The 25,560-nt window shown below is 70.3% G+C and carries 25 protein-coding genes and 1 pseudogene; 15 read left to right on the plus strand and 11 right to left on the minus strand.

All coding sequences use genetic code 11. The features are described from left to right. Positions 1-55: 55 nt before the first annotated feature. Both ACIBI9_RS20405 and ACIBI9_RS20410 read right to left on the minus strand, forming a co-directional pair. Positions 56-598: a hypothetical protein gene (locus ACIBI9_RS20405; RefSeq protein WP_397223701.1), complete on the minus strand. Its 543-nt coding sequence runs from the start codon at positions 596-598 to the stop codon at positions 56-58. A gap of 94 nt (positions 599-692) precedes the next feature. Next, entirely contained in the window at positions 693-2,768 is a 2,076-nt protein-coding gene (locus ACIBI9_RS20410; RefSeq protein ID WP_397223702.1) for a hypothetical protein, read from the minus strand. Positions 2,769-3,132: 364 nt separating this feature from the next. Between ACIBI9_RS20410 and ACIBI9_RS20415 the strand changes: the two genes are divergently transcribed. Continuing rightward, positions 3,133-6,297, plus strand: coding sequence for a BTAD domain-containing putative transcriptional regulator (locus ACIBI9_RS20415; RefSeq protein WP_397223703.1), 3,165 nt, complete (start codon positions 3,133-3,135; stop codon positions 6,295-6,297). Here ACIBI9_RS20415 and ACIBI9_RS20420 read toward each other — a convergent pair. Next, positions 6,294-7,511 (minus strand): serine hydrolase domain-containing protein, encoded by a 1,218-nt coding sequence (locus ACIBI9_RS20420; RefSeq protein ID WP_397223704.1) that lies wholly within the window; start codon positions 7,509-7,511, stop codon positions 6,294-6,296. The two genes, ACIBI9_RS20415 and ACIBI9_RS20420, sit on opposite strands and share 4 nt — an antisense overlap. A 350-nt stretch (positions 7,512-7,861) precedes the next feature. Here ACIBI9_RS20420 and ACIBI9_RS20425 point away from each other — a divergent pair, with 350 nt between their 5' ends. The 10 genes from ACIBI9_RS20425 to ACIBI9_RS20470 all read left to right on the plus strand — a co-directional run bounded on the left by ACIBI9_RS20425 (position 7,862) and on the right by ACIBI9_RS20470 (position 14,089). Next, complete coding sequence (locus ACIBI9_RS20425; protein WP_397223705.1) at positions 7,862-7,987, plus strand: lasso RiPP family leader peptide-containing protein; 126 nt, start codon at positions 7,862-7,864, stop codon at positions 7,985-7,987. An 82-nt stretch (positions 7,988-8,069) separates the two neighbouring features. Continuing rightward, entirely contained in the window at positions 8,070-8,183 is a 114-nt protein-coding gene (locus tag ACIBI9_RS20430; protein WP_397223706.1) for a lasso RiPP family leader peptide-containing protein, read from the plus strand. A gap of 13 nt (positions 8,184-8,196) precedes the next feature. After that, complete coding sequence (locus ACIBI9_RS20435; RefSeq protein WP_397223707.1) at positions 8,197-10,011, plus strand: asparagine synthase-related protein; 1,815 nt, start codon at positions 8,197-8,199, stop codon at positions 10,009-10,011. Next, complete coding sequence (locus tag ACIBI9_RS20440; protein WP_397223708.1) at positions 10,008-10,283, plus strand: lasso peptide biosynthesis PqqD family chaperone; 276 nt, start codon at positions 10,008-10,010, stop codon at positions 10,281-10,283. The genes ACIBI9_RS20435 and ACIBI9_RS20440 overlap by 4 nt, the downstream gene beginning before the upstream one ends. Beyond that, complete coding sequence (locus ACIBI9_RS20445; RefSeq protein WP_397223709.1) at positions 10,280-10,702, plus strand: lasso peptide biosynthesis B2 protein; 423 nt, start codon at positions 10,280-10,282, stop codon at positions 10,700-10,702. The genes ACIBI9_RS20440 and ACIBI9_RS20445 overlap by 4 nt, the downstream gene beginning before the upstream one ends. Before the next feature lie 175 nt (positions 10,703-10,877). Next, complete coding sequence (locus ACIBI9_RS20450; RefSeq protein ID WP_397223710.1) at positions 10,878-11,078, plus strand: hypothetical protein; 201 nt, start codon at positions 10,878-10,880, stop codon at positions 11,076-11,078. Positions 11,079-11,215: 137 nt separating this feature from the next. Next, complete coding sequence (locus ACIBI9_RS20455; protein WP_397223711.1) at positions 11,216-11,578, plus strand: DUF6069 family protein; 363 nt, start codon at positions 11,216-11,218, stop codon at positions 11,576-11,578. Between the two features lie 20 nt (positions 11,579-11,598). Beyond that, positions 11,599-11,955: a YciI family protein gene (locus tag ACIBI9_RS20460; RefSeq protein ID WP_397223712.1), complete on the plus strand. Its 357-nt coding sequence runs from the start codon at positions 11,599-11,601 to the stop codon at positions 11,953-11,955. Positions 11,956-11,961: 6 nt separating this feature from the next. Then, on the plus strand, positions 11,962-13,461 hold the full coding sequence (locus tag ACIBI9_RS20465) for a sigma-70 family RNA polymerase sigma factor (protein WP_397223713.1): 1,500 nt from the start codon (positions 11,962-11,964) through the stop codon (positions 13,459-13,461). 43 nt (positions 13,462-13,504) lie between these two features. After that, positions 13,505-14,089: a dihydrofolate reductase family protein gene (locus tag ACIBI9_RS20470; RefSeq protein ID WP_397223714.1), complete on the plus strand. Its 585-nt coding sequence runs from the start codon at positions 13,505-13,507 to the stop codon at positions 14,087-14,089. A 358-nt stretch (positions 14,090-14,447) separates the two neighbouring features. Here ACIBI9_RS20470 and ACIBI9_RS20475 read toward each other — a convergent pair whose 3' ends face one another. The 7 genes and pseudogenes from ACIBI9_RS20475 to ACIBI9_RS20505 form a co-directional block, all read right to left on the minus strand. After that, complete coding sequence (locus ACIBI9_RS20475; RefSeq protein ID WP_397223715.1) at positions 14,448-15,326, minus strand: peptidase inhibitor family I36 protein; 879 nt, start codon at positions 15,324-15,326, stop codon at positions 14,448-14,450. Between the two features lie 43 nt (positions 15,327-15,369). After that, a complete protein-coding gene (locus tag ACIBI9_RS20480; RefSeq protein WP_397223716.1) occupies positions 15,370-16,464 on the minus strand; it encodes a hypothetical protein in 1,095 nt (364 codons plus the stop codon). A gap of 107 nt (positions 16,465-16,571) precedes the next feature. Further along, positions 16,572-16,742, minus strand: a complete 171-nt coding sequence (locus ACIBI9_RS20485) for a hypothetical protein (RefSeq protein WP_397223717.1) — start codon at positions 16,740-16,742, stop codon at positions 16,572-16,574. Between the two features lie 209 nt (positions 16,743-16,951). Beyond that, positions 16,952-17,473 (minus strand): CBM35 domain-containing protein, encoded by a 522-nt coding sequence (locus ACIBI9_RS20490; RefSeq protein ID WP_397223794.1) that lies wholly within the window; start codon positions 17,471-17,473, stop codon positions 16,952-16,954. Between the two features lie 3 nt (positions 17,474-17,476). After that, positions 17,477-18,255: pseudogene (locus ACIBI9_RS20495) on the minus strand (glycoside hydrolase family 43 protein); the annotation flags it as partial. Between the two features lie 147 nt (positions 18,256-18,402). Next, positions 18,403-18,531, minus strand: coding sequence for a hypothetical protein (locus tag ACIBI9_RS20500; RefSeq protein WP_397223718.1), 129 nt, complete (start codon positions 18,529-18,531; stop codon positions 18,403-18,405). Between the two features lie 324 nt (positions 18,532-18,855). Next, positions 18,856-19,527: a TetR/AcrR family transcriptional regulator gene (locus ACIBI9_RS20505; RefSeq protein ID WP_397223719.1), complete on the minus strand. Its 672-nt coding sequence runs from the start codon at positions 19,525-19,527 to the stop codon at positions 18,856-18,858. 153 nt (positions 19,528-19,680) lie between these two features. On the opposite strand from ACIBI9_RS20505, the gene ACIBI9_RS20510 reads away from it, so the two are divergent. After that, on the plus strand, positions 19,681-20,904 hold the full coding sequence (locus ACIBI9_RS20510; protein ID WP_397223720.1) for an oxygenase MpaB family protein: 1,224 nt from the start codon (positions 19,681-19,683) through the stop codon (positions 20,902-20,904). A gap of 377 nt (positions 20,905-21,281) precedes the next feature. After that, positions 21,282-22,058, plus strand: a complete 777-nt coding sequence (locus ACIBI9_RS20515) for a carbon-nitrogen hydrolase family protein (RefSeq protein WP_397223721.1) — start codon at positions 21,282-21,284, stop codon at positions 22,056-22,058. Positions 22,059-22,258: 200 nt separating this feature from the next. Here ACIBI9_RS20515 and ACIBI9_RS20520 read toward each other — a convergent pair whose 3' ends face one another. Continuing rightward, on the minus strand, positions 22,259-23,230 hold the full coding sequence (locus ACIBI9_RS20520; protein ID WP_397223722.1) for a helix-turn-helix transcriptional regulator: 972 nt from the start codon (positions 23,228-23,230) through the stop codon (positions 22,259-22,261). A gap of 91 nt (positions 23,231-23,321) precedes the next feature. Between ACIBI9_RS20520 and ACIBI9_RS20525 the strand changes: the two genes are divergently transcribed. Next, the gene (locus ACIBI9_RS20525) at positions 23,322-24,305 is read left to right on the plus strand and encodes a zinc-binding dehydrogenase (RefSeq protein ID WP_397223723.1); all 984 of its coding nucleotides are present in this window, start codon (positions 23,322-23,324) and stop codon (positions 24,303-24,305) included. Continuing rightward, positions 24,302-25,441 carry a winged helix DNA-binding domain-containing protein gene (locus ACIBI9_RS20530; RefSeq protein WP_397223724.1) on the plus strand — a complete coding sequence of 380 codons (1,140 nt, stop codon included), beginning with the start codon at positions 24,302-24,304 and terminating at the stop codon, positions 25,439-25,441. Before ACIBI9_RS20525 ends, ACIBI9_RS20530 begins: the two co-directional genes overlap by 4 nt. The last annotated feature ends 119 nt before the right edge of the window (positions 25,442-25,560 follow it).

Below are 25,560 nucleotides of genomic sequence, written 5' to 3' on the forward strand. Positions count from 1 at the left end.
GACGGCATCAGCAACCGGTCCCGCCGGAGGACGGCTGCTCTCGTTTCCGGCGTGGTCAGGCCGAATGCGGACTGGCGTCTCCCCGGGGCCGGCGGGTGACCACGGAACTGAGCCAGGTGGCAGACGAGTGGACGGTGGTGAAGCGAAGAACACGCAAAGGAGCAAAGCGTGGATCGCGAATGCGCCGCTGGATGTCCGCTCGTCGCGCCGCGTGCTGGGACCACGCCCACCAGGCGGGATGATCCCGCCGGAACCATTCCGCCACGGTCTCCCGGTTCCCGTTGAAGATCGACTCACGGAGAAGCGTCCTGCGTAGCGACCGCCGCAGAATCCGGGGCATGATGACCCGCCGGGGGTAGTCCAGCCACACGACGGTGTCAGCGTGCTCCCACAGCAGATCACGGACCTCCGGGTAGCCGAACGAGTCGAAGACCCAGGCGGGAGACCGGGTGATCTCAGTGACCTGAGCGGCAAACCGCTCGTTCTTGGCCCAGCCGGGGCCGGCGAAGTACAGGGCATCCATCTCGTGGTAGGGCACGGCGAGCCGACTGCTCAGCGACCGTGCCATGGTGGACTTGCCTGCCCCGGTGATGCCCACGACTAGGATGCGCTGCATTCAGCCAGCTTAGGCTCGCGGTGCGGCGGGGGAACGCCGAGTCACACTCATCAACACGACCAATCGGAACGCCACGTCAGGGGCGAGGGGTGGGGGACGGTGTGCTCTCGTCGGCGGTGTTGTTCACCTGGGCGACGGGCAGCGGGGCGATGACGTTGTTGACGAGGGCGGTCGCGGCCGTGGTCGCGACGGCGATGGCCACCGCGGCCATCGGCGCGCCCAGCGTACGCAGTGTGCGGATGCTCCTGACGCGCGCCCACGGCTCGCCGGCCAACCGCATCAGCCGCCATTCCCACCACAACCCCAGCCCGATGCTGACGAACGCGATGTTGCCCACGGCGACGAGCGTGCCGATCAGCGCTTCTTCCGACGTGGGCTCCAGCGTTGAGGTCACCACCGGATCGGCGGTGACGGTGACGAGTGTCCGGACGTAGACGGGCAGCTCGACGAGAAGCGCCGCTATCAGCAGTGCGAGTGACTTCGCGATGGGGCTGCCGCCGCGCACCCGCGGGTAGAAGTAGCCGAAGATCATGCTGAGGGCGGGCAGCGAGATCAGGGCCAGCGACGCCAGCAGCGGCTCGGTGTCCGCGCCACGCCAGGTGTCCAGAGAAACGAGGATCCGTACGGCCGAGAAGGGCAGCGAGAGGAGGGTTCCCATGGTGAGCGCGGCCAGTGCGTTCTGCCACGGCGTCCGCCCCGCGACGGTGGCCAGCGCGTAGTCGGAGTCGACGGGGCCGGCGTGTTCGTCGCTCGCCCGTTCCAGTGCCGCCCGCTGCTGCTCGAAGTCGGATGGCGAGCCGTCACCCGTCGGCCCCTGCCGCAGCAGGCCGGTCAGGGCGAGGCGGACGGAGCGGCGCCTGAGCATGTCGCGGACGAGGATCCGGTGCTCGGACTCGGACACCGGCGTCACTGCCACGGTGGCGCGGGGCAGGAGCCAGATGATGCCCGCCAAGGCCGGCAGCAGCGTCAGTCCGAAGTACTCGGAGGACAGCGCGATCGGCCCGCGCAGCGCCAGCAGTAACAGCACGGCCGTGTAGTAAGTGGTCGTCGTGGTCAGAGCGGCGGTGTCCTGGCCGATGCGGCGGACCCGGACGATGAACGCGGTCATGGCCAGCAGCAGCACGCCATACGTGACCCAGGGGTAGATCCAGACCGGGATCGGGCCCTGGTCGACAGTCCATGTCGGCATGGTCCACTCCGGAAGGGCCGCGTAGGACACGACCCCGACCGTCACAGGCACGCCTACGGCGCACATGACCGCGGTACGTGCCGACCACACGTGGCTCGCCTCGGTGACCCAGCCGATCGCGAGGACGGACAGGCCCACGGCGACCAGCGCGACCCACACCACAGGGCCTGGCAGGATCCCGCCCACGACGACCCGTCCCGCGGACTGCGCGCCCGCGGCCAGCATGACGAGCGCGACGACGGGCAGCGCGCGCCGCCACTGGGGAACCGCCGCCACCACGCCCGTGGCGACCGCCGCCGCGGCCGACCACCACAGGATCATCGCCTCGCCTGAAAACATCCACAGGGCCCAGAGCGCGAGCACGATGCCGGCCAGTGCCGCGGCCCCGGCCGCGACGAGCGCTGGGCGCGCGTCACTCACGGCGCGGCCGGCGGACACGAGCGACAGGAGCGGAAGACCGACCCCAAGGATCGTCACATAGGCCCATTCCGTGACGAGCCCCTCATCCGACGAAGCGACGGCCACGACGAAGGCGATCAGCGGCGTGACGACACTGATCCAGTTGCGCGGCCGGCGCCACCACGCGCCGCCGAGCGCCCGGACGAGGGCGTAGAGCAGGACCAGCACCGCGGCCGCCGCCGAGACGGCGTGCAGCGCCGTCCAGCTCCGCGGAAGGAATTCGACTTCAGGCGGATCGCTCGGATCCTCGTCCTGCTCACTGCCGTCGATGTACCGCCCGATCTCCGGGTGGCTCAAGAGATAACCGGCCACCGATCCGGTCCGGCCGTCCCTGAGGAAGGCGGCCTTCATGGCGCTCCTGGCGTTCATGCGCAGGTAGTGCCGGTCCTGGCTCAGCGGCGGCGAGCCGCGCGTGCCGCCCACCGTCCAGCCGGTGGCGGAGATGACGAGCTCGTGCGCCGTCAGGGGGAGCTCGTCTTCGTCGCGGGGCAGTTCTCCGCCCACTGCTTCGCCATCGGCCGGTGAGAACTCGACGCCTATGAGGCTGCCGTCGTCGGCGTCGGCGAAACCGTACGTCCGGCCGGCGAAGGTGACGACAGCCTGGCGCGCGCCGCGCTCCAGCCGCGAACCTCGACACCCTGTACACCTTTCTCACCGGCTCCGTCGGTCCCCTGGACGGGATCACCGCCATCGACACCACCCCGCTGCTGGCGACCGTCAAGCGTACGGGCCTGATCCGCCACTGACGACGGTGGAGGCAGCCCTCACTCACGTCTCAGCCGCTATCAGGGCCCGCTCCTGATCACCGGCGCCCCAGCCTCGTGCTCGTGCGGTCGCGGCCGCGGCGATATCTGACAAAGTGCTGGCCATGGCACATGCGAGTGGACAGGTGCGCGTCGGCATCCTCGGTCCCCTGACGCTGGACACCGCCACCGGCCCGACGCGGGTCGGGGGCGCGCGGCTGCGGGCGTTGCTGGCCCGGCTGGTGCTGGACGCCGGGCGTGCCGTCCGGCCGGCGACCCTGGTCGAGGCGCTGTGGGGCGAGGTGGCACCGGACGACCACCTGCACGCGCTGCAATCGCTGGTGTCCCGGTTGCGGCGCGTGCTGGGTGACCCCGGGCTGCTCACCTCGGGCCCGGCCGGGTACCGGCTGGCCGTAGAGCCGGAGGCGGCCGACGCCGTCCGGTTCGAGCGGCTGGTCCGCGCGGGCCGGCACTCGTACGCGCAGTCGCGGCCGGCCGAGGCCGCCGCCACCTTGCGCGAGGCCCTGAGCCTGTGGCGCGGCCCTGCCTTGGCGGACGTGCGCGAGGCACCGTTCGCCGCGGCCGAGGCCGAACGGCTGGAGCGGGCCCGGTTGGCCGCGCTGGAGGACCGGGTCGAAGCCGAGTTGGCACTGGGTGCCGACCTCGACCTGGTCGCCGAGCTCGAGGCGCTGACCGCCGCGCACCCGTTGCGCGAACGGCTGCACGCCCAGTTGATCCGAGCCCTGGCACTGAACGGCCGCGGCGCCGAGGCGCTGGCCGCCTACCAGCGGATCCGCGGCCTGCTGGCGGACAGTTTCGGCAGCGATCCCGGACCGCAGCTCCAGGAGGCCCACCTGGCGGTGTTGCGCGGTGAACTCCCCCGGCCTCGCCGATCGCGCGGCAACCTGGACGTCCCGCTCACCAGCTTCGTGGGCCGCGACGACGACGTACGCCGGGTCGTGGATCTGCTCGGTCGAGTTCGGCTGGTCACCCTGGTCGGTCCCGGAGGAGCGGGCAAAACCCGGCTGGCCAACACCATCGGCGGGCGGCTCACGCCGTCCGGCGGGGTGTGGTTCGTCCCGCTGGCCCCGGTCAGCGCGGACGACGTGCCCCGCGTGGTGCTCGACCTGTTGCGGGTGCGAGAAGAGGGCGCGCCGCAGCGGCCTGTCACCCCGGATACCGTTCTGGACCACCTGGTCGAGACGCTCGCGGACGACGACCTGGTGCTGGTGCTGGACAACTGCGAGCACGCGATCGAGGCCGCCGCGACGCTCGCCGGGACCCTGCTCGGCCGGTGCCCGAGGCTGCGGGTGCTGGCCACCAGCCGGGAAGCCCTGCGGATCGACGGTGAGACCTTGCACCCGGTGCTCCCGCTGGAACTGCCCGAACCGGGGGCGACGGCCGAGCGGGCCCGAGCCTGCGCGGCGGTCCGGCTGTTCCACGACCGGGCCGCCGCCGTACGGCCGGGCTTCGCTCCGGAAGGCACCGCGCTGACCGCGGCAGTCGAGATCTGCCGCCGCCTGGACGGCCTGCCGCTGGCGATCGAGCTGGCCGCGGCGCAGTTGCGCGCCCTGCCGGTCGAGGCGGTCGCGGCACGGCTGGACGACCGCTTCCGGCTGCTCACCGGCGGCAGCCGTACGGCCTTGCCGCGGCACCGGACCTTGAGCGCCGCGGTCGCCTGGAGCTGGGACCTGCTCGACACCGACGAGCGAGCGCTGCTGGAACGGCTGGCGGTCTTGCCCGGCAGCTTCGCCGAGGACGCGGCGGAGGCGATCGGCAGGTCGGGCGACGTCCGGGAGCTGCTGACGGCGCTGGTCGACAAGTCCCTGCTGCACCCGGTGCAACCTGCCGACCCGGTCGAGCCGCGCTACCGCATGCTCGAGACCATCCGGGAGTACGGCCTCGCGCGACTGGCCCGGCGTGACGAGGTCGACGTCGTACGTGAGCGGCACGCCAGGTTCTTCCTCCAGCTGGCCGAGACCGCGGACCCGTACCTGCGCACGTCCGACCAACTGCGCTGGCTGGCCCGCCTGTCCGCGGAACGGGACCACCTGTCGGCCGCGATCCGCTGGGCGGTCGAGTACGGCGACGCCGGCCTGGCGGTCCGGTTCGGCGTCGCGCTGTGCTGGTACTGGTTCCTGCGGGACCACCCGCCGGAGTCGCTGGACCTGCTCGGCCGGGTGCTCCAGGTTCCCGGCCCGACTGAGCAGCAGGCACGCGCGCTGGTGGTCGTCGCGCACGCGCTCGCCACCACCGAGACCATCAGCCGGCCGGACGAGGCGGAAGCGGCCTTCGATCAGATCAGGAAGGCGCTGGAGCATGCCGCCCCCGGCACCCACCCCATTCTGGAAATGGCCCGGTCGGCGCTCGCCATAAGTTCAGGACACGATGGAGCCGCACCGGACGAGCCGACGGATCCGTGGAGCCGGTCGCTGGCTCTGCTGCTCCGTGGCGTGCTGGCCATGAACACCGGGCACGCCGTCGAGGCGACGCTCCTGCTGTCGCGCGCGCTGACCGGCTTCGAGGAACTCGGCGAGCGGTGGGCCCTGGCGACCACGTTGAGCACCCTGAATTCGGCGTTGCAGCGGTCAGGCGAACCCGCCCGTACCTCCGCGCTGGTCGAGCGGGCCACCCGGTACTTCCAGGAACTCGGCATGCCCGAGCACACCATGGAGAGCGAGGTGGCGGCCGCGCTGCACCGGGCGGAAGCCGGCGACGTGGACGGCGGGCGGCGGCAGCTCACGGACTTGCTCGACCGGGTCGAGCGGGCCGGGTCGGCGGAGTCGCGAGCTCAGGTGTGCCTGGGCTTGGCGCGGCTGGAGTGGCGGGCCGGGCGACCGGGGCCGGCCCGCGAGCACGCCCGGGCCGGCTTGGCCGACGCGCCACCCGGCCGGTCGACCCCGCATCTGACCGCGTTGCTGCTGGGCGTGCTCGCCCAGGTGGACGTCGCGGAGGGTGCTCCGGACGAGGCGGTACGCCGGCTCGACCACCCGGCGGTACACATGACGCTGACCTGGCACACGCCGGTCGCGGCCGCGATCGCGGCCGTGGCCGCCGCGATCGAGCTGTGCCACGACCGGCCCGAGCGAGCGGGACGGCTGCTCGGGGCAGCTACCGTGCTGCGGGGCCGGGAAGACCTCCGCGACGGCGACGTCCGAACGATCGCACAGCGGGCCACGGCTGTCCTGGGCGCCGCCGGGTTCGCCGCCGCGCACGCCGCGGGTGCGGCGATGTCGCGGGCCGAGGCCGAAGCCCTGGTCTCCGCGACCATCACCGCGCCGGTCGGCTAGCGGGAGCCCCCAGTGGGCACGGGCTTGCCGAACATCGTGCACGTCACGGCCGTCTGGAGCGCCTGGGCGGCCTTGGCGATCTTCGGGTCGGCCTCGAACTCGGCCCAGAGCTCCGTCGAGATGAGGACGGTCGCCGAGCGGGCGCCGGTGCGGTCGGTGATGCTGGTGGTGAGGTAGCCGGGGATGCCGCCGTCGTGACCCCAGAACGTGCCGCACGGATGGGCACCGGTCTGGATCCCCAGCCCGTAACCGGGCCCGTCCGGCTGCCGCGGGTTCACCGGCACAGTGGTGCGCATCTGTGCCAGCTGGGCATCAGGCAGCAGCTTGCCGGACATCAACGCGGTGGTGAATCGGGACCAGTCCTGCGTGGTGGACACCACCGCCCCGGCCGCCCCGCCCCATCCGGGGTCATTGTCGGAGACGTTCACGTGTCCGTGGTGGCGCGCCCCGGCGAAGCTTCTGAACGTGGCCGGCACAGCCGGTGGCATGTGGGCGGCATCCCGTTCGTAGCCGTGGGCATGAGGGCCACGCCAGGTGGAGTCCGTGGCGAAATAAGTACGTTTGAGGTTGAGCGGCCGGGCGATCCGATCCCGGACCAGATCGGCCAGGCTCGCCCCGGTGACCCGCTCCAGGATGGCGCCGATCGCGGCGTAGTTGGTGTTGCTGTACGACCACTTCGTGCCCGGCGCGAACAGCGGACCGTGCTTCACCCCCACGGCCAGCAGCTTCGCCGACGTCCACCGCCGCCGATCCTTGCCGAGGAACGACGGCAGGAGCGCGGCGTCCTCGGTGTAGTCGAACAGCCCGCTGGTGTGGTTCAGCAGCATGCGCAACGTGATCGCCTTGCCGTTGGGCACCTTGCCCGGCAGCCACTCCTCCACCGGGTCGGTCAGGACGAGCTTGCCCTCGGCGACCAGTTGCAGCACGAGGGTGGCCATCAGGGTCTTGGTGTTGGACGCCACCCGGAACTCGTCCCCGGCCTTGAGCACGTGATCCCGCCTGGTCCAGGGAGCCTGCTCGGCGATCTCGACCGGCCGCCGGCCGTCGTCGACCCGCACGATCACACCGGGCGCCCCGGCATCCACCAGCTTCCGCGCCAGCTGCTGAATCTGGGCGCGCCGCGCCTGCGCGCCGCTGTCCGCGTACGGCGTGGCCGCCGCGGCAGCCGGGGACGCCGCGGCCACACTCGCGGCCAGTACGGCAGCTGTGACCATGCGCAGCCGGCGTGGCCGGGCCGTGCGAGCCGACGAAGAGACACGTTGGGACATTGACCCGTTCCTCCGGTGATAGGTGACGCGGACGAGCCCACCCTCCGACTCACCGCTCACAAACCGCACACAGCAGGCTGGCAGCGCACTACCGGGATCGCCCCGACCCTGCACCCCATGGCCACCGCTCCGCCGTACCCGGTGAGCCCTGGCTGTCCTGTCCGAGCGCCTGACCTTCCGCCGCGGTCTGTCGTCCGAGTGCGTCCGAGTGCGTCCGACCTCCTGTTGGACAGCGGGAGCGTGGGTCTTCACTGACGGTGACGCGGCGATCCGCCGCACGGACGAAGGGACCTGTCATGATCGACAACGAGCGCACCGAGCCGTACGAGCCCCCGCAGATGCTCGAGATCGGCGAGTTCGGGCAGCTGACCCGCGGCTACGGCATGCTCAACATGGACTGGGCCTACTACTACCGGGGGTAGTGAGGCCACCGTGCCCATCGAGTCCCACGGAGTCCGGTACGGGTCCGGACAGCCGGCACATCCCAGGAGAAAGGCGCCAGTCATGGTCGGCAACGAGCCGTACGAACCCCCGCGGATGCTCGACATCGGCGAGTTCGGAGAGCTGACACGCGGCATGGCCGGGCCGCTGATGGACGCGGTCTACTACTACCAGTGAGATGAGGGGTCCGGTGCGCAAGCTGAGCGGCGAGGAGTTCGCGGTGCTGTCCGACAGCGCCGCCGGCGAAGCCCTCGCTGAGGCGCTGCACGGCGCGGTGGTGTTGAGCTACGCGTCCGGCCGTCCCTGTCTGCTGGCCGCCTCGCCCGGCGAGATCGTCCACGCGGAGGCGGGCCACGCGCGGCTGGCGGTGATCGGCACGTGCCCGGTCACCGCCGGCCGACTCCGGCGGATGGCGGCGCGACTGGGGTGCCTGGCGGACGCCGACGCGGTGGCCGCGGCGCTGCCCGGCAGTTTCCATCTGGTCGCCGTCGTGGGCGGGCAGGTTCGGGTGCAGGGCACCGCTTCGGGCATGCGGCGGGTGTACTACGCGCGGGCCGGCGGGGCGGTGGTCGCGTCCGGCCGGGCGGCGGTGCCGGCCGCGCTGACGCGGGCAGCGGTGGACGAGCAGGCTCTGGCGGTGCGGTTGCTGATGGCGGTTCCGCCGGCGCTGGCCGAGCCGCTGTGGGAAGGGGTCGCCATGGTGCCGCCTGGTGCGGCGGCGCACATCGACGCGGACGAGGTGCGGCTGCGCGCCTGGTGGCGGGCGCCGGAGCCGGAGGTACCGCTGGAGGAGGGCGCTCCCGTGGTGAGGGCGGCCCTTGAGGAGGCCGTGGCCGCCCGGATCGGCGAGGGCGCGGTGGTGGCCAGCGACCTGTCCGGCGGGCTGGATTCCACGCCGGTCAGCTTCCTCGCCGCCGCGGCGGCCGGGCAGCGGTCGGCGAAGCTGATCACGTTCCTGCTGGCCATCGACGATCCCGAGCATGACGACCCGGAGTGGGCGGCCCGGGCGCGGGCGCACCTCCCGGGCGAGCACGGGGTGGCCCGGCCCGGTGACGTGCCCAAGTGGTTCGCCGGCGCGGCCGAGGCCGTTCCCGGGCTGGACGAGCCGACGCGGTGGCTGCGCGCACTGGCCCGCGAGCTGGCGAGTTCGGCGCTGCTGGCCGGGCGCGGAGCGGCCGTGCGCCTGACCGGGCACGGCGGCGACGAGGTCACCCTGCTGCCCGACTGCTACCTGCACGACCTGGCCCGTCGCCACCCGGCGGCGCTCTGGCCCCACCTGGGCGAGCGGCGGTCCAGGGCCCGGTGGCCGCTGTGGGCGTGCGCCCGCGCGCTGGCCGACCGGCGCCCCTATGCCGCCTGGCTGGCGGATCAGGCGCAGACGCTCAGCGCGCCGCTGCCCCGCTTCCGGCCGGACTTCGGATGGGAGCAACCCCTGCGCCTGCCTGACTGGACGACCGAGGCTGCGACGGACGCGGTCCGCCGGCGGCTCGTGTCGTGCTCGGCCGAGCCGTACTCCCCCCTGCGCGCCCAGCACCAGAGCCTGTCGAACGTCCGTACCATCGCTGCCTCCCTCGACGGCGTGCGGGTCCTGACGGGCCGCGCGGGCACCCCCATGCACGCCCCCTATCTGGACGACCACGTCGTCGCCGCCTGCCTGGCCGTGCGGCTGGACCAGCGGGCGGTGCCGGGCGCCTACAAGCCGCTCACCCGGGCCGCGATGCGCCCCGTCATGCCGACCGAATGTCTGGAACGCACCACTAAGGGCGAGTTTTCGGCCGACATCTACCACGGGCTGCGCCGCCACCGCGACCAGCTCCTGACCCTGCTCGACGGTTCGCTGCTGGTGGAGCGCGGCCTGGCCGACGCCGCCGCCCTGCGCCGGGCCTGCGTGCGCACCCCGGCCGAGGGCGGGCCGAGCGTGATGACACTCGACGTCTTCATCGCCGCCGAGAACTGGCTACGGACCCTTCCCTCCAACCCCACCCAGGAGGAGTCGTGCGCGTGAGGCTTCGCCCCGGCGTCACTCTCACCCCGATCGACGAGGTCGCCGTGCTCCTGGACGAGCGCACCGGCCGCTACCGCCAGCTGAACGCCACCGCCGTGCTCGTCCTGCGCAGCCTCCTGGCGGGACATGGCCCGGACGAGGCCGCCCGCGACCTCGTCCGCACCCATCCGGCCGCGACGCCCACCGCCGAGGCGGACATCGCCGCGCTCGTCGCGCAGTTGCGCGCCGCGAACCTGATCGTCGAGACCGTCGACCGGGAGCAGCCGCGATGAGCGTGTCCATGGTGCCCGCCGACCGGCCCGCCCTGCCCTGGCGCCGCCGCCTGCCGGCGCTGGCCGCCGTGGCCGCCGCGCACCTGATCGCCCGCTTGCCGCCGGCCCGCATCCGCGCGGTGCTGACGTTCGCCCGCCGCGGCGCCGCGCCCGCGAGCGCCGAGCAGGCCAGAGCGGCGCGGGACGCGGCGATCGCGGTCAGCCTGTCGTGCGCCGGGGAAGGCTGCCTGCCCCGCTCCATCGCCGCCGCCCTGCTGTGCCGGTTGCGCGGAACCTGGCCCACCTGGTGCGCGGGCATACGGGTCCACCCGTTCGGCGCCCATGCCTGGATCGAGGCCGACGGCCACCCTGTCGACGAGCCGTCCCACCGCTACCAGGTCACGATCGCCATCGCCCCGGACAGAGAGCTTCGCAGATGAGGGTCCGATGGCAGTGCCGGAGCGGGCGGCCGCCTTGATCGAGGAGATCGCCGAACGGACGAGCCGCTGGAAGCGCGGTTCTGGATCGCCTCGCCCACGCCGGCGCCGTTCCCGCCGTACAGGGCGTACACGATGATCGCGCCGTACGCCGCATCGCCGGCGTTCAGCACGACATTTGCGCCGCACGCTCGATCGCTGGGTCGCCGGGCTGGCGCCCCTGCCGGGCATACTCACGAGGCGACGGCGTCGCGGCGGCCAGCTCCTGGCGCGGCCGGTCAGCTTCCGCGGCGTGCTGTTCGCGCTCGCGGTCCGGCTCGGCGCGGGCCTGGCCGGTCGGCGGTGCGCGACCCTTGAGCAGCAACCGAACGGCCAGTGACGTCAGCGGCTGGGGTCGGTCCCTACTTTGAGGCGGCTTCTGATTTTTTCTGTGCGGGTGTCGATTGGCGTCGAGCGCGTTCGTAGCCAAGGTGAGAGGCCGGCAACGGGCCGGTCGCCCCTCACCGGAGGCCTACGATGTCCGCCATCACCGTCGCTCCCGCGAAGTCACCGATCAGCATCGGCGGTCTGACCGCCGCGGCCGTGGCCGCAGCGGGTGCGTTCGCCGGGCTCAGCCTCGTTGTCGGCGGCGCGCCGATCCCGGTGTCCGGGTTCGCCGTGCTGACCGTCATCTTCTCCGTAATGGGCCTGGTGCTGGCTCGCGCGGCTCGCCGTCCGCGTACGGCGTTCGTCCGCACCACGATCGTGCTCACCGCGTTGTCCCTGGTACCGGATGTGCTCGCGGACGCGTCCGCGGCCACGAAGGTGCTGCTGATGTTGACGCACGTGGTCGCCGCCGCGATCGTGATCCCGGTCATCGCCCGCCGCCTGTCCGCCTGATCCTTTTCAAGGAGTTCGTCATGAAGAAGTACCTCCTCGCCGTCCAGTTCGACGAGAGCGCGCCGCCGCCGTCCGAAGAGGAGATGCGCGAGCAGCAGGCCGGGACGGCCCAGGTCACCGCCGACATGCAGTCCGCCGGTTCGTGGGTGTTCGTCGGTGGACTGCTGCCCTCGCACGCCACCACGGTCGTCCGCCCCGGCAACGGCACGACCACGATGACCGACGGCCCGTTCGCCGAGACGAAGGAGCAGCTCGGCGGGTTCTGGGTGATCCGGTGCGACGACCTGGACCAGGCGCTGGTCTGGGCCGACAAGTGCGCGCTGGCCTGCGGGGCCCCGATCGAGGTGCGCCCGTTCGTAGACGCGCAGTGGGGATGAGCACGGATGGATTTGGACAGCGTCTACCGGGCGGAGTACGGCCGGTGCGTGGCCACGCTGACGCGCCTGCTCGGTGACATCGGGCTCGCCGAGGAGGCCGTGCAGGACGCCTTCGCGGTGGCCGTCCAGAAGTGGGACGAGACGCCGCCCAATCCCGGCGCGTGGATCGTGACCACCGCCCGCAACCGGGCGATCGACCGCCTGCGCCGGGAAGCCACCCGCGAGGCCCGCCACGCGCAGGCGCTGCTGCTGCACCAACCCGACGAGCCAGAGGAAGTGGGACCGGTGCGCGACGACCAGCTCCGCATGATCTTCACCTGCTGCCACCCGGCGCTGTCGCCACTCGCGCAGACCGCGCTCACCCTGCGCCTGCTCGGCGGGCTGGAGGTGGCGGAGATCGCGCGGGCCTACCTGGTGCCGGAGGCGACCGTCGCCCAGCGGATCGTCCGCGCGAAGAAGAAGATCCGCGACGCCGGCATCCCCTACCGGGTGCCCGACGCCGCCGCACTCCCCTATCGGCTGACCTCGGTACTCACCGTGCTCTACCTGGTCTTCAACGAGGGATACACCTCGACTTCCGGGCAGCTGCTGCGGACGGACCTGTGCCTGGAGGCTATCCGCCTGGCCAGGGCGCTCGCCGCCCTGATACCCGACGAGCCGGAGGTGATCGGACTCCTGGCGCTGCTGCTGCTCGTCGAAGCCCGGCGGCCCGCGCGGGTGGGGCCTTCGGGCGAGCTCGTGGTGCTCGCGGAGCAGGACCGGTCACTGTGGGACCGGGAGCTGATCGCCGAGGGGCATGAGCTGGTACGGCGGTGCCTGCGCCGCGCTCAGCCGGGGCCATACCAGTTGCAGGCCGCGATCAACGCCGTGCACACCGACGGGCCGGCGACCGACTGGGCGCAGGTGCTGGCGCTCTACGATCAGGCGATCACCCTGGCCACCAACGACACCGAACGAACCTTCCTGCGGACACGACGGGCGCGCCTGGAGCGGGAGGCCCGAGATGAAATGACAAGGAGCGTGCACACCGTGGACCAGGAGAACGTGAGCGCCACCCTGACTTTCGCCGTGCCCGCCGCGAGGGTGTTCGCGGTGCTGGCGGACCCGACGACCCATGCTGCGATCGATGGCACCGGCTGGGTTCAGGAAGCTGTCAACCAGGCGCCGCTGACCGAGGTGGGGCAGATCTTCCGGATGGACATGCATCACGACGACCATCCAGACGGTGACTACCAGGTGGTCAACGAGGTGCAGGTGCTCGACCCGCCGCGCGCCATCGGCTGGCTGACCGGGTATGACAAGGGCGACGGTCAACTGGAGTTCGGCGGCTGGATCTGGCGTTACGACCTTGCGCCGCTCGGTCCGTCCGAGACCGAGGTCACGCTCACCTATGACTGGTCGGCGGTGCCGCAGTTCCGGCGGGAGTACATCCAGTTCCCGCCGTTCGGCCCCGAGCATCTCATCAACTCGCTGCATCACCTGGCCGAGCTTGTCTCCGGTGGATGACCTTCAGTACGACATCCGATCAACCGCATTCGAGGAGAGCATCATGACCGCTACCTACACCTTCGACGTCTTTTCCAGCCTCGACGGCTACGGCTCCTACAACAGCAGCGGCGACTGGGGCGGCTACTGGGGCAAGCAAGGTCCCGAGTTTCTCGACCGCCGCCTCGCCCTGTACGGCGAGGAGCAGCGGATGGTCCTCGGGGCCAACACCTTTCGGCAATTCGTGCAGGTGCTGGGCCCGAGCACCGAGGAGTCCAAGGTGAGTGACCCGGTGAACACCCGGATGCGGAACCTGCCGACAACGGTGGTGTCGACGACCCTCGAAGGACCCCTCACCTGGCCGAACGCGACCCTCGTGAGCGGTGACGCCGTCGACGTCGTCGCCCGGCTCAAGGAGGAGTCCGAGGTGCCGTTGCGCTCGCACGGCAGCCTGTCGATGAATCGGGCGCTGATGGCCGCCGGTCTGGTCGACCGCGTCCAGTTGACAATCTTCCCTGTCATCACCGGTCAGACCGGAGTGGACCCGATCTTCCAGGGTGCGGCCGACTTCGACCTCGAGCTGATCGAGAGCCGGACGCTCGACGGCCACACCCAAGAGCTCATCTACCGGCCCATCCTGCATGTCTGAGTCCGTCCACGCACCCCACCCGTCAAGCAGCCGAACCTGACCCGGAACTTCCGGCCGACATGCCGGCTGGTCTTATGGCTCCGTGGCTGCACGTCGCCCGGCGCGCGACAGCAGCTGACTACCTCGTGCACCACGGGCGGCCGGCCCGGCTCGTGGGCGCCTCCTGCCACAGGAGCCATCTCGCCCGTCAGCGCGGGAGGCCAGCACAGCGAACCTGAACCGCCCTTAGGCGCTTGCTTGAGCCGTGTGCCGCGAGGAGTGGCACGCAGATCGTCACTGGCCCGGCTCACGCGAGCACTGCGCGCCACTCGGCTGCAAGCGGTGCCCGCGCGGGGGCTGTCAGGAGGCTGCGGTACAGCTATCGGATGTTGTAGCCCTGGGAGTTCCAGAACGCGGTCGGGTTCGGATTCTCCAGCCTCGGATCATGGACGCTCTTGGCCGCGAGGGTCTTCTGACCGAGGCGCATCTCGACGTGGGTGTGCGCGTTCGAACTGGACGACACCCCGCGCCACGATTCGACGCCGATGACCTGGCCGCGGCTGATCTGCTGGCCCCGGTGCAAGGAGGACGGGGCGGTGTGCAGGTAGATCACCGTCTTGTCCAGTGCGGCGTTGTAGATGGCGATCGTGGAAAGCCCCCGGCCGCCGGTCGCCCCTGGCACGACATTGATGACCTTGCCGCTCACCAGGGCGTGGACTTTCACGCCCAGGCCGCGGGCGAAGTCGATGCCCTCATGCCGGCCAGGGAGACTTCTGTAACCGTCGAAGCCGACGACGAGCCGGCCTCTGGCCTCATACAGCGCGTACGACATGTCCGTGCGCGCTGGTGTCGACGGGTTGAACGCGTGTGAGGCGTTCTGGTTCTTGAGAGCGGGATTGAGGTTGCCTTTGGCGCCTGGCGGGAAGTCCTGGTATTCGCCGGCGTGGTTGCTGTTGTAGTAAACGCGGACGGTGGTGTTGGTGCGGTTCCACGCGGAAGCAGCGGCATTCTTGATGCATTGGCCTTGGCCGTTGCCGGGTCCCTTGAAGTCGTAACAGGACGGCTGTCGAGTGCCGTAGTCGGCGACGGATCCGGTGAAGTCCGAGACGGACCCTTGATTGCCGCTGTTGAAGTAGTAGCAGAATTCGCCGCTGTCGCATACGCCGTCGCGGCCAGTGGCCACGGCGGGCTGTGCGGCGACGATCGTCCCGCCGAGCGCCATCGTGGCGGTCGCGGTGGTAAGGGTCCTGCTGAGCATTCTCATGGTTTCTCCTGCTTGCGGATTCTGGGTTTTGAAGGGGTCAGCGGCGCTGGTACTCCTCCCAGGTGCGGATGGCGACCTTCGGGCCGTCGTCAGGGCCACGGTTGGCGAGCCCGTTCTGGCCGAGGTAGTAGTCACCGATCTGGTGCTGCGCCTGACTGGAAAGGTCGGTGTCGCTGATGGCGGCGGCGTGGATGTGCCACGGCCAGTTGCCTTGATCGGGGCTGCGCACCCATGCCGCGAAGCCGATCTGACGCAGGGCGCGGACGGTCGCGGTGCGGGTGGCGGCGCTCATCCCCTGCACCGAGATGTCGACGACGCCGCCGCCGTCGTGGGTGCCCTTGGACGTGGGGTCGCCGCCAGGGTTGTACGACCCCTGCTCGAGCACGAGTTCGCGGCCGAGCAGCCGCTTCGCCTCGGTCAGCATGCTGCGCGTGCGGGTATTGAGGACGAAACCGCCGCTGGACACCCGCCTGCCCGGCTCGATGATGTGGGTGAGCGTGAAGCGGCCGGCTCCGAGCCTGGAGAGTGACGCCTTACCCGGCAGGCCGTTGGCATCGAGACCGGTATAGCCGAGCGAATTCTGGTATTTCGTGTAGGCGGCGACCGTCACGGTGCCGAAGTAACCGTCCACCCACTTCGCGTCGAGCAGGTGCTGGTCGCGCAGCGCCCGCTCGACGAGGAGCACGCCGGCCTTCGCGCCCGGCGTCTGCGTGTTGTCAGAGCGGCGCGGGTCGATCTGGGCCGCCTTGACCGTGGCTTCCATGTTCACGCTGGGAAGCGCCGCAGCCTGGTGGACGAAGGTGCCGTCGCCATAGGAGGACCAGCGGCCGCCCGACAACTTGCAGCCCGGGGCCGACTGCGGCGCCTCGGTCGCCTTCTGCGGAAGCCTCTCGTAGCGAGCGCCGCAACCGTCGGCATCGACGTCGACCCCGTGCTCGAACGCGGTCCGCGCGTAGGCTTCCCGGCTCTTTGCGGCGACCGGCAGGTCGGCGACGGCGTTCCCGGGTAGCGGTGGGCCGGCGCGCTCGGCGAGCGCCTCAGCCGCGGCCGCGGCCGGGCTGGAAGTGATGGCCGCCACCACAGCCAAGATCGCGCCGATTACCGCCAGAGTGGGGCGTCCAGCCACGAGCATGATCCTCCAGCGTCGATGCATCGCTCTGCGTAAGCGATCACTCGCGCTAAGTAATCATGCCGCTTGCTGGTTGCATCACTGGCGACATGGTGACAGCCACCTGTCTGTCAGCCTTCTGCTAGCAGAAGACTGATCTGAATTCCAGCTTCTGTCTCCACTTCGGTGACTATGCGTGATTGGTTCCATGTTCCGCCCTCTTCAGCGGAGATGGTTTCACCGTGGATCAGCAGCCAGTCGGTGCACTCTCTTCGAACGGTGCCGACCCAACGCTCGGTCATCGCGTCGGCCCTGGTCGACGATCCCGCCGTTCTCGCCGAGTTCGGCGTTCATTGCCGGTAATGGACGCCGGCTGCGGAGCAGTACACCCACCTGGGCCGGATGCAGGTCGACAACGAGCCGAACCATGAGCAGATCGCCGACGGACCGGCCGCGTACATGCGCGGTGCGATGGCCGCATACGCGTATCGGCTCGCGGCATGCCCATGGATCAGGCGATCTCGACGTGGTCCAGCTCCGCCCAACGCGTCTGGTGCTGGAAGCGTAGAGTGTTCCACCCGGCGTTCAGCGTGAGCTGGGCCGGCACCTGCGTCCAGTTGTCCCAGCCGCGGTCGGGATAGCTCAGCGTGAACCGCGTGCCCCCGTTCACCGTCACCAGGTGCTGCGCGTCACCGTACCCGGCGGCGTAGGCCACGTACGCGGTATAGGCCCCGGCGACCGGCGCGAACACCCGCACATCGACCCAGCTGTCCGCATAGTCGATCTTGGCCACGACGGCCCCCTGTGATGCGCCGGCCGCGCCGGTACGGACCTCGGCATGGTTGAGCGTGCCGCGCTCGGCCTCGTACCGTACCCGGCTGCCGCGAACGACCGGGTAGTCGTTGGCCCAGCCCAGCTCCGCGGTGTACATGTGGCGCGCGTTGCTCACCCAGCCATGGAAGAAGACGCGGCTCCCGAGCACGTCGGTCCCGCCGGGGCCCTGAACGGCGCCGTCAAAGGTGGCCGTCGTCATCAGCGGCCGGTACGCCTTGGTGTAGGGCCCGGTGAGAGACGGGGAGGCGGCGTAGCTGGTGAAGTAGCTGTTGCCCGCGTAGGACCCGGCCGAGTAGAAGAGCACGTACTGGGAGGGCCGCTTGACCAGCACGGGAGCCTCGATCACCCCGGCCTCCTCGGGCCGGTCGTTGCGGATGAGCTCGGTGCGGCCACCGACGAAGGTGACGCCGTCCGGGCCGACCTGCTGCAGCCACAGAACGGTGGGCCGGCCGACGGCGTTGCCGTCGTTCTTGTAGAGCAGGTACCGCTTGCCGTCGGTGTCGACGAAGCTCGACGGGTCGATGTCGCCGCCCTCGCCGGCGTTGCAGACGAGCGGTGAACCGCTGGTCGGCTGGAAGGGGCCGAGGGGTTCGCCGAGGTTGCGGCGCCGATGCACATGCGCCCGGTAGCGGTGCTGGGGCCGGTGAAGTACATCTGGTAGCGGCCGTCGGGGAGCTGGGAGACGTCGGGTGCCCAGAACCCGCCGCTCCCCGCCCAGGACGGTTTGGCGGGCAGCGCGTCCCCGCGTACGGTCCACGGGCCGGTGGCGGACGAGGCGCTGGCGACCGGGATGCGACCGGCCCAGCTACTGGTGGAGTAGGCGTAGAAGGTGGAGCCGACCTGGATGACGTCCGGATCGGGGAAGTCGGCGCCGATCACGGCCGCCGGGGCCACGGCGGCTGCCGCCGGCTCCGCACCGGCCGCAGGTAGGCAGATCGCGGTCGCGGTGAACACCAGGAAGAGCCGGCCGAGCAGCCGCATGGGGACCTCCGATCATCCGTACTCACGGGTATAGGCCATTCCGGAGCCGCGGAGAAGAAATTTCTTGACTTTCAGTCAGGAGATTCTGATCGCCGCTGTCAGACCGGCAGCTCAAGAGCCGTCTGGATGACATGGGGTGCGAGCGTCTCAGTGGTGGGCGCGCACCCAAGTGGTGCTCGGCAGCATCGAGACGCAGGTGTCGGCGGTCAGCACGATGCTGGCGTGCCCCAGCGTGCCCTGCACCACCTTCAGCTCGATACCAGATGCCAGCGCCATTGTGACTGCTCCGTGCAGCCGGATCGGCGGCAGCCCGCCTGCCGCCGCTCTCCTCTGTGCCGTCAGGCCGCCTCCCGCCGAGCAGTCCACACCACCGGATGCACCCGCCCCGGCGCCGGGTGGCCGGGCAGTCAGGTCCTCACGCACCGCATGGTTCAACGCCGCCCGCGATGTCGCCCGGATGTGCGCGCTCGAAGCCGATCGGCGAACGCGTATGCCTCTCGACGTCCGCGTGCAGTCCACTCCGGCCATCCAAGCGGTTCCGCGTTTCTACGCTGGAGGAGCTGGTACGTCAGCCTCAGGAAGCCGGCGCGAGACCGAAGATCAGGCTGGTGGCTCCAGCATGGGGACGAGGAACCGCCGGGCCACGGCAGCCAGTTGCTCGTCGTCATCCAGGTCGATGATGGCACTGGGGATCGTCAGGAAAGAGGTGGAGATCCGCACCATCATCTCGGCCACGAGGTCGACGTCAAGGCTGCTCGACACGTTGCCCGCGCGTTGCTCGCTGCGGAGCTGTCCGGCGACGAAATGCCGCACGGTGGCGAGGGTCTGACCCCCGTCAGCCGTCATGGAGGGGACCAGCAGGTCCGGTTCTGTGGCGATGAGTCCGCCGATCAGCGGGTTGCCGTGAATTGCCCGCAATGAGCTCACGAAGCCCAGAACCACCCTGTCGGCAGCGGTGCCGGCTTGTTCTATGTCGATGAGGAACTGGTCGAAATAACGACGGAACTCCCGGCGCACCACGTGTTCGATCAGCGTGTCCTTGGTGTCGAATCGCCGGTAGACCGTGATCCGCGACACCTTCGCCAGTCGGGCGACGTCCTCCATGGTGGAGCGCCTGATGCCCATCCGGCAGAACTGCTCGTACGCCGCGTCAAGGATGCGCGTCCGTAGCTCGTCGCTGTCGTCGACGCGATCGACGGCATCGAAATAGGCGCGCTCCAGCAACGAATCCGAGTCCGACGGCGCCATGAATCCGGACAGCACAGATTCCACGATCACCTCCTGTAGGGATTCTGCCTCAACCGCGGTCTTGTGATGCTAGTCACACTGTGCTCTGATGATGATACACAGACTCATGATTTGTTTCTCAGTATCATCCGTTTCTCGCATGCCCTGAGCGGACCCCACCTCGAAGGAGTGCAGAGCATGGCAGAGTTGAGCAGGCGCGAGGTACTGATCTCGGGCACCACCTTGGGAGCGCTCGGCGCGTTAGGGATGGCCTCCCCGGCCCAGGCGGACTCCCTGTCCGGCGACTGGACCTGGCCGGCCAGTGGTTCGATCGCGGGTTCCGGCAGCGGCGCCGACCCCCGATGGGTGTGGGACGACGTGGCCGATCCGCTCCTCGCCTCACTGTTCGACCGCGGGGTCATACCCGAGGTCAACCGGCTGCTGTACGACTGGAACCGCAACGACCAGCCCCTGCCCGCGGGGCTGCCGGAGGATCTGCGGGCCTTCATCGAGCAGGCGCGTCAGCTGCCGCCCTGGGCCGACCCCACCCTGCTGGATGCCGGGGCGCGGTTCCACGCGCTCAAGGGCAACTACATCGTCGTCCTCACCATTGTCGGCGCCGGGATGCTGGCCACCGCCATCCCCAAGGAGGCACGCGCTGTCTATTACTCCGCGGGCGGTGCGGATCTGAAAGACCGGATCGCCAAGACGAACATCCTGGCGTACGCGGTCAGGCCCCAGAACGCCTGGGGTGCCGGCGGCACGGCCGTGGTCGAGGCTGTGAAGACCCGGCTGGTGCACGCGGCGGTGCGGCACCTGCTGAAGTCGTCTCCCCACTGGTCCGGCCCTATCCCGATCAGCCAGGAGGACATGCTCGTCACGTGGCACACCCTGGCGACCTACTCCATGCGCGGGATGCGGGAGTGGAAGGTGCGTATCTCCTCCACTGAGGCCGCGGGGTACCTGCACTCGGTGCAGATGCTGGGGCACATGCTCGGCATCAGGGACGAGTTCCTCCCCGCCACCTGGGACTCCTCCTACGCTCAGTCGGACCTGGTCCTGCCCAGGAACATGGGGCCGACCCCGGAGGGGGTGGAACTCAACGCCATCCTGCGGGACATGCTCGCGGAGCTGACCAGCCCCGGCGGCGTCGACAAGCCTCTCGTCAACGCGTTCGCCAGGTACCTCACCGGCAACCAGGTGGCCGACTGGAACGGCATCCGACGTGAGCCGCTGTGGGACCCGGTGGTCAAGTCCGCTTGGCCGCTACTGGTGCAGTTCCGGGAGGGTCTGATCGGGCTGCCGCTGGTGCCCGCCGCCGCCTGGCTCCTCGACGAGATGGTCAAGAAGTGGACCACGTACTACCTCACCAAGGGAGCGCAAACCAAGATCGTGATTCCGACGGGCAACCGGCCCAGCTGATCACGGTCCAGGGATGCCGCTCGCAAGCCCTCGCGGATTCGTCAGGCCGCCAAAACATGGTCTTGCCCTCTGCGTCCTCAGGGCGTGGGGGCAAGTCTGTTTTCCAGCCGAGCTGAAGCGCCCCCCGTCCCTTTCTTGAGGCCCCACCCGTCGCCCGGCTGTGTGGTTGGGCAACTGGAGTTCGCCCTGGTCAACTGTCCTCGCTTCGCTCGGGCCTCCTTGATCGCGCGCGCCTTCTGTGGCTTGCGCGTCAGGAGCGATAAGGCGCGCAGCACTAGTACGAAAATTCATAACAGAACCTGCAGGCCAGCTGTACGTTTATCCGCTCCCCTCACGCCCGATACGCATGGCTGCCGCGCAGGCTCCGGCGGAAGCCGGTGACATCGAGGCCAACGCCGCCACCGTGGCAGGCATCTGTCCGTGAGGCTGCCCGGGCCGAGGCCCGGCTCGTGGTCTTCCCGGAGAAGTTTCTCAGCGGCTACGAGCCCGATCTCATCCAGGCCGACCCACGGCGATGCGCCGTACAGCCGGACGACCCACGACTGGGCCCCATCGCCGACGCCTGCCGGGAGACCGGCACGGTTGCCATCGTCGGCGCCGCGTTCCACGATCAGGATGATCTGTACGTCTCGGCACTGGTCATAGGTACGAACGGGGAGTTCGTCACCCGCTACGACAAGCAGAACCTGTTCAAGTCGGAACGCAAGATCTATCGCGAAGGCGCGGTCGGGTGCACCCTTGAGCTCGACGGCTGGCGCCTCGGACTAGGCATCTGCTACGACTCCGGCTTCCCCGAGCACGCCCGTGCGGCGGCGCTGGACGGCTGCCACGCCTACATTGTCGGCGCCCTGTTCAGCGTCGGCAACGGCTACCACGAGTCGCGCACATGGTTCCCGGCACGGGCCCTGGACAACACCTGTTATGCCGTGCTGGCCAATCACATCGGCACCACCGGGGGCTGGAACACCTGCGGGTCCAGCGCCATCTGGGGCCCGGACGGGCGGCCGCTCGCCGAGGCAGGCCCGGATCAGTCCGAGCTGATCATCGCAGACCTTGACCCTCAGATATTGCTTGCCACCCGCGATTCCGAACCGATGCTGCGCGACTTGCGCGACACAACCACTTATCCTCGCGCCCGACACCAGCTCAGCTGATTCGCTCCCAGCTCCACGGATGCACCGAGCACGTCCGGTAGGGGCTGTTCCCGCAGGCTGTCAGGCGCTGGGAGTGTCCGGACTCCCCGAGGGCAGCGTGGATCACAATGGGATCGCGCAGACGGGGGTGGGAGCGCCCCTGGCAGGACGTCTTCCCTTGCCTCGGCTGCTACGGACGTCGCGCCATCGTCGCGATCCGGCTATGGCACGGACGGTCTGTCGGGTGCGCTGGTGGCCCGGACGAAGCGGGCGCCCCACTCCTGGACGTGCGCGGCGAACTCCGGCGGCCCCAGCACCTCGAACTCGGTGCCCGCATTGCCCAGCGCCTGGGTCGGCCAATCGAGAGAGGTCGAGGTCATGGTGATCCGGCAGGTGTCATGGTTGAGCGGTTCGATCGTGCCCCACTGGCCGACCGCCTGCCGTACCCGGGCCGCGGGGGCGTGGACGAGCGCCTGGACCGTGTACGGCGCCGGGGCTCCGCCGGCTGCCTGGACGAAGGCCGCGGCGTCCTCGGCCGGGAGCGGCCGCGGCCGGAATCGCGTGCCGGTCCCGGCCGGCCCGGTCAGCCGGTCGAGGCGGAAGCTGCGCCAGTCGTGCCGGGTCAGGTCGTAGGCGACGAGGTACCAGCGGCCGCCGAGGGCGACCACGCGGTGCGGTTCGACCTCGCGCCCGGTGGGGGCGGAGCCTCTGGCGGTGTAGCCGAACCGCAGCCGCTCCTGGTCGCGGCAGGCCTGGGCGACCGCGGTGAGCACCTCCGCCGCGACGACCGGCCCGGACGCGGCGACGGAGAGGGTCATCTCCCGCAGGGCGTCCACCCTGGCCCGCAACCGGGGCGGTAGGACCCGAATCACCTTGGTGAGCGCACGCAGCGACGCCTCCTGCATCCCGGCGATCCCGCTCTGCGCCGCGTCGCCGATGCCCACCGCCAGAGCCACCGCCTCCTCATCGTCCAGCAGCAGCGGCGGCAGGACGGCGCCGGGCGCGAGCTGGTAGCCGCCGTCGGTCCCCCGGGCCGCGCTGACCGGATAACCGAGCTCGCGCAGCCGGTCAACGTCGCGGCGCAGGGTCCGCTCGGATACCCCGAGCCGCTCGGCCAGTTCCGTGCCGGACCAGTGCCGGTGGGTCTGCAGCAGCGAGAGCAGTCGGAGGGTCCGTGAGCTGGTGTTCGCCATATCGCCATCCTCGCCGGACTTCCGGTCAAAAAGTGACCGGAAGCCTCTTTAGAGTCGATTTCGAAGGCCGTACCGACATAAGGACCAAGAAATGATCACCCGTGAGATCCGGCTGACCGCACAGATCGTCGGCACCCCCACGCTCGACCACTTCGCTGTCGCCACCACCGAGGTGGACGGCGAGGTTGTGGTGCGGACTGACCAGGTAGGGCTCGCCGCGACCTACCTGGAGTTGATGCGCGCGGACTGCACCCTCCCGGTACCGGCCTGGCAGCCGGGCCAGCGGGTGGGCGTGGCCGCCATCGGCACCGTCGTCCGGTCCGACAGCCCCGAGCTCGCGGTCGGCGACCTGGTCCAGTCGATGACCGGCTGGAGCGAGTACTCGGCGGGCCCGGCCGCCCAGTACGTCAAGCTTGATCCCATCGCCGACCCCGGCTACTACCTGGGGCAGGGGCCGACGGCCTACTACGGGATGGCCGACGTGGCGGGCGTCGGCGAGGGCGACGTGGTGTTCGTCTCCGGCGCGGCGGGCGGGGTCGGCTCACTGGCCGGGCAGATCGCCAAGTGCCTGGGCGCGGCACGGGTGATCGGCAGCGCCGGCAGCCCGGCCAAGGTCGACTATCTGGTGAACGAGCTCGGCTACGACGCCGCGTTCGACTATCACGACGGCTCGCCGGTCGACCGGCTCCGAGAACTCGCGCCCGAGGGCATTTCGGTGTTCTTCGACGTCGTGGGCGGCGAGCAGTATCAGGCCGCGCTGCAGGCGGCCAGGCCCGGCGCCCGCTTCGCGCTGTGCGGCTCGCTGTCCAGCCAGCTCGGCGACGCGGCCGAGCGCTTCCCCACGCCCGACCACGCCGCGGCCCAGGCCAGGGGCATCCAGCTGCTGCCGTTCTCCTGCTACCACACCCCCGACCAGATCGCCGCCTGGCGGGAACACTTCATCACCTGGCTGGGCGAGGGCCGCTTCGTCTACCCGCAGACGGTCGTCAAGGGCGAACTCGAAGACGTGCCGCAGGCGTTCTTGTCCCTGCTCCAGGGCTCCTACCGGGGCAATGTCTCGGTGCGGCTGTCATGACAACTCTCTCGAGCAGGGCCCTGAACCGGGCCCTGCTGCATCGCCAGTTCCTGCTGGCCCGCACCGATCACACCCCGCTGGAGGTGATCGGACGCCTGGTCGCAATGCAGGCGCAAGAACCCAACTGGCCCTACGTCGGGCTGTGGAGCAGGATCTGCGGCTTCACCCACTCCGAGCTCACCACACTGCTGCAGGACCGGAAGGTGGTCCGCTCCGGCCTGCTCCGCAGCACCCAGCACCTCGCCACGGCCGACGACTTCCGCCGGCTGCGGCCGCTGCTGCAGCCCGTCCTCGACCGCACCGCCCGCTCGGCGTACTTCGCCCGCAACAGCGCGGGCCTGGACACCGCCTCACTGGTCGCCACCGGGCTTGAGCTGCTGCAGGGCGGGACGACACCGCGAAAGGAACTGGCCCGGCGGCTGGCCGAACGCCACCCAGGCCGCGACGGGCGGGTCCTCGCCGGGGAGGTCGAGCTCAGAACTCCCCTCATCCACAACCCGGCCACCGGCACATGGGGCTCCTGGGGCACCCGGTCGGCCGTCTCCGTCACGCCCGCCGAGACCTGGCTCGGCCGGCCCATGGCCCCGGCAACCGCCAAGGACCTCATCCGCCGCTATCTGGCAGCGTTCGGCCCAGCCGGGATCATGGACGTACAGGCCTGGTCCGGGCTGACCCGCCTCGGCGAGATCGTCTCCGACATGCGCGCCGAACTGCGCCACTACCGCGACCCCGACGGCAGGGAGCTGATCGACGTGCCTGACGCCGAACTGCCCGACCCCGACACCCCCGCACCCGTACGACTGCTGCCCGCCTTCGACAACGCCCTGCTCGGCCACGCCGACCGGTCCCGCGTCATCAGCCACGAGGACCGCAAGCGCGTGATGCCCGGCCAGGCACAGGTACGGCCCACCTTCCTCGTGAACGGCCACGTGCACGGAACCTGGTCCCTCAAAGGCGAAACCCTGCACCTCACGCCGTTCCGCCCCCTGACCGCGACCGATCAGGCCGCCTTGGAGCAGGAGACGGAGCGCCTGCTGCCGTTCGTGGGAGGCAAGAACGTGTCCTACAGCAGCCCGATCGCGACCCGCCCGGCGACGCCGGGGCTGTCGGCTGTGTGCTTTCCGACCTCGCCGTGATTCGACGCCGCGGGGAAGCGGGGACCTCCATGGGCTCGCTGTGGATGCCGGTCGCCGGGACCGCGACTGTCCGACGTGCTCGCCTGGATTGCCCAGGAGATCCTGCCCGGGATGCGGTA

This window comes from Nonomuraea sp. NPDC050451, from assembly GCF_044458585.1.

Bases quoted from the DNA above. Each gene is read 5' to 3' on its own strand.
- ACIBI9_RS20475 (WP_397223715.1), bottom strand. From the start codon at position 15,326: ATGCTCAGCAGGACCCTTACCACCGCGACCGCCACGATGGCGCTCGGC.
- ACIBI9_RS20480 (WP_397223716.1), bottom strand. From the start codon at position 16,464: ATGCTCGTGGCTGGACGCCCCACTCTGGCGGTAATCGGCGCGATCTTG.
- ACIBI9_RS20420 (WP_397223704.1), bottom strand. From the start codon at position 7,511: ATGGTCACAGCTGCCGTACTGGCCGCGAGTGTGGCCGCGGCGTCCCCG.
- ACIBI9_RS20470 (WP_397223714.1), top strand. From the start codon at position 13,505: ATGACCGCTACCTACACCTTCGACGTCTTTTCCAGCCTCGACGGCTAC.
- ACIBI9_RS20520 (WP_397223722.1), bottom strand. From the start codon at position 23,230: ATGGCGAACACCAGCTCACGGACCCTCCGACTGCTCTCGCTGCTGCAG.
- ACIBI9_RS20445 (WP_397223709.1), top strand. From the start codon at position 10,280: ATGAGCGTGTCCATGGTGCCCGCCGACCGGCCCGCCCTGCCCTGGCGC.
- ACIBI9_RS20425 (WP_397223705.1), top strand. From the start codon at position 7,862: ATGATCGACAACGAGCGCACCGAGCCGTACGAGCCCCCGCAGATGCTC.
- ACIBI9_RS20460 (WP_397223712.1), top strand. From the start codon at position 11,599: ATGAAGAAGTACCTCCTCGCCGTCCAGTTCGACGAGAGCGCGCCGCCG.
- ACIBI9_RS20510 (WP_397223720.1), top strand. From the start codon at position 19,681: ATGGCAGAGTTGAGCAGGCGCGAGGTACTGATCTCGGGCACCACCTTG.
- ACIBI9_RS20485 (WP_397223717.1), bottom strand. From the start codon at position 16,742: ATGACCGAGCGTTGGGTCGGCACCGTTCGAAGAGAGTGCACCGACTGG.
- ACIBI9_RS20525 (WP_397223723.1), top strand. From the start codon at position 23,322: ATGATCACCCGTGAGATCCGGCTGACCGCACAGATCGTCGGCACCCCC.
- ACIBI9_RS20465 (WP_397223713.1), top strand. From the start codon at position 11,962: ATGGATTTGGACAGCGTCTACCGGGCGGAGTACGGCCGGTGCGTGGCC.
- ACIBI9_RS20415 (WP_397223703.1), top strand. From the start codon at position 3,133: ATGGCACATGCGAGTGGACAGGTGCGCGTCGGCATCCTCGGTCCCCTG.
- ACIBI9_RS20500 (WP_397223718.1), bottom strand. From the start codon at position 18,531: ATGGCGCTGGCATCTGGTATCGAGCTGAAGGTGGTGCAGGGCACGCTG.
- ACIBI9_RS20530 (WP_397223724.1), top strand. From the start codon at position 24,302: ATGACAACTCTCTCGAGCAGGGCCCTGAACCGGGCCCTGCTGCATCGC.
- ACIBI9_RS20455 (WP_397223711.1), top strand. From the start codon at position 11,216: ATGTCCGCCATCACCGTCGCTCCCGCGAAGTCACCGATCAGCATCGGC.
- ACIBI9_RS20490 (WP_397223794.1), bottom strand. From the start codon at position 17,473: ATGACGACGGCCACCTTTGACGGCGCCGTTCAGGGCCCCGGCGGGACC.
- ACIBI9_RS20430 (WP_397223706.1), top strand. From the start codon at position 8,070: ATGGTCGGCAACGAGCCGTACGAACCCCCGCGGATGCTCGACATCGGC.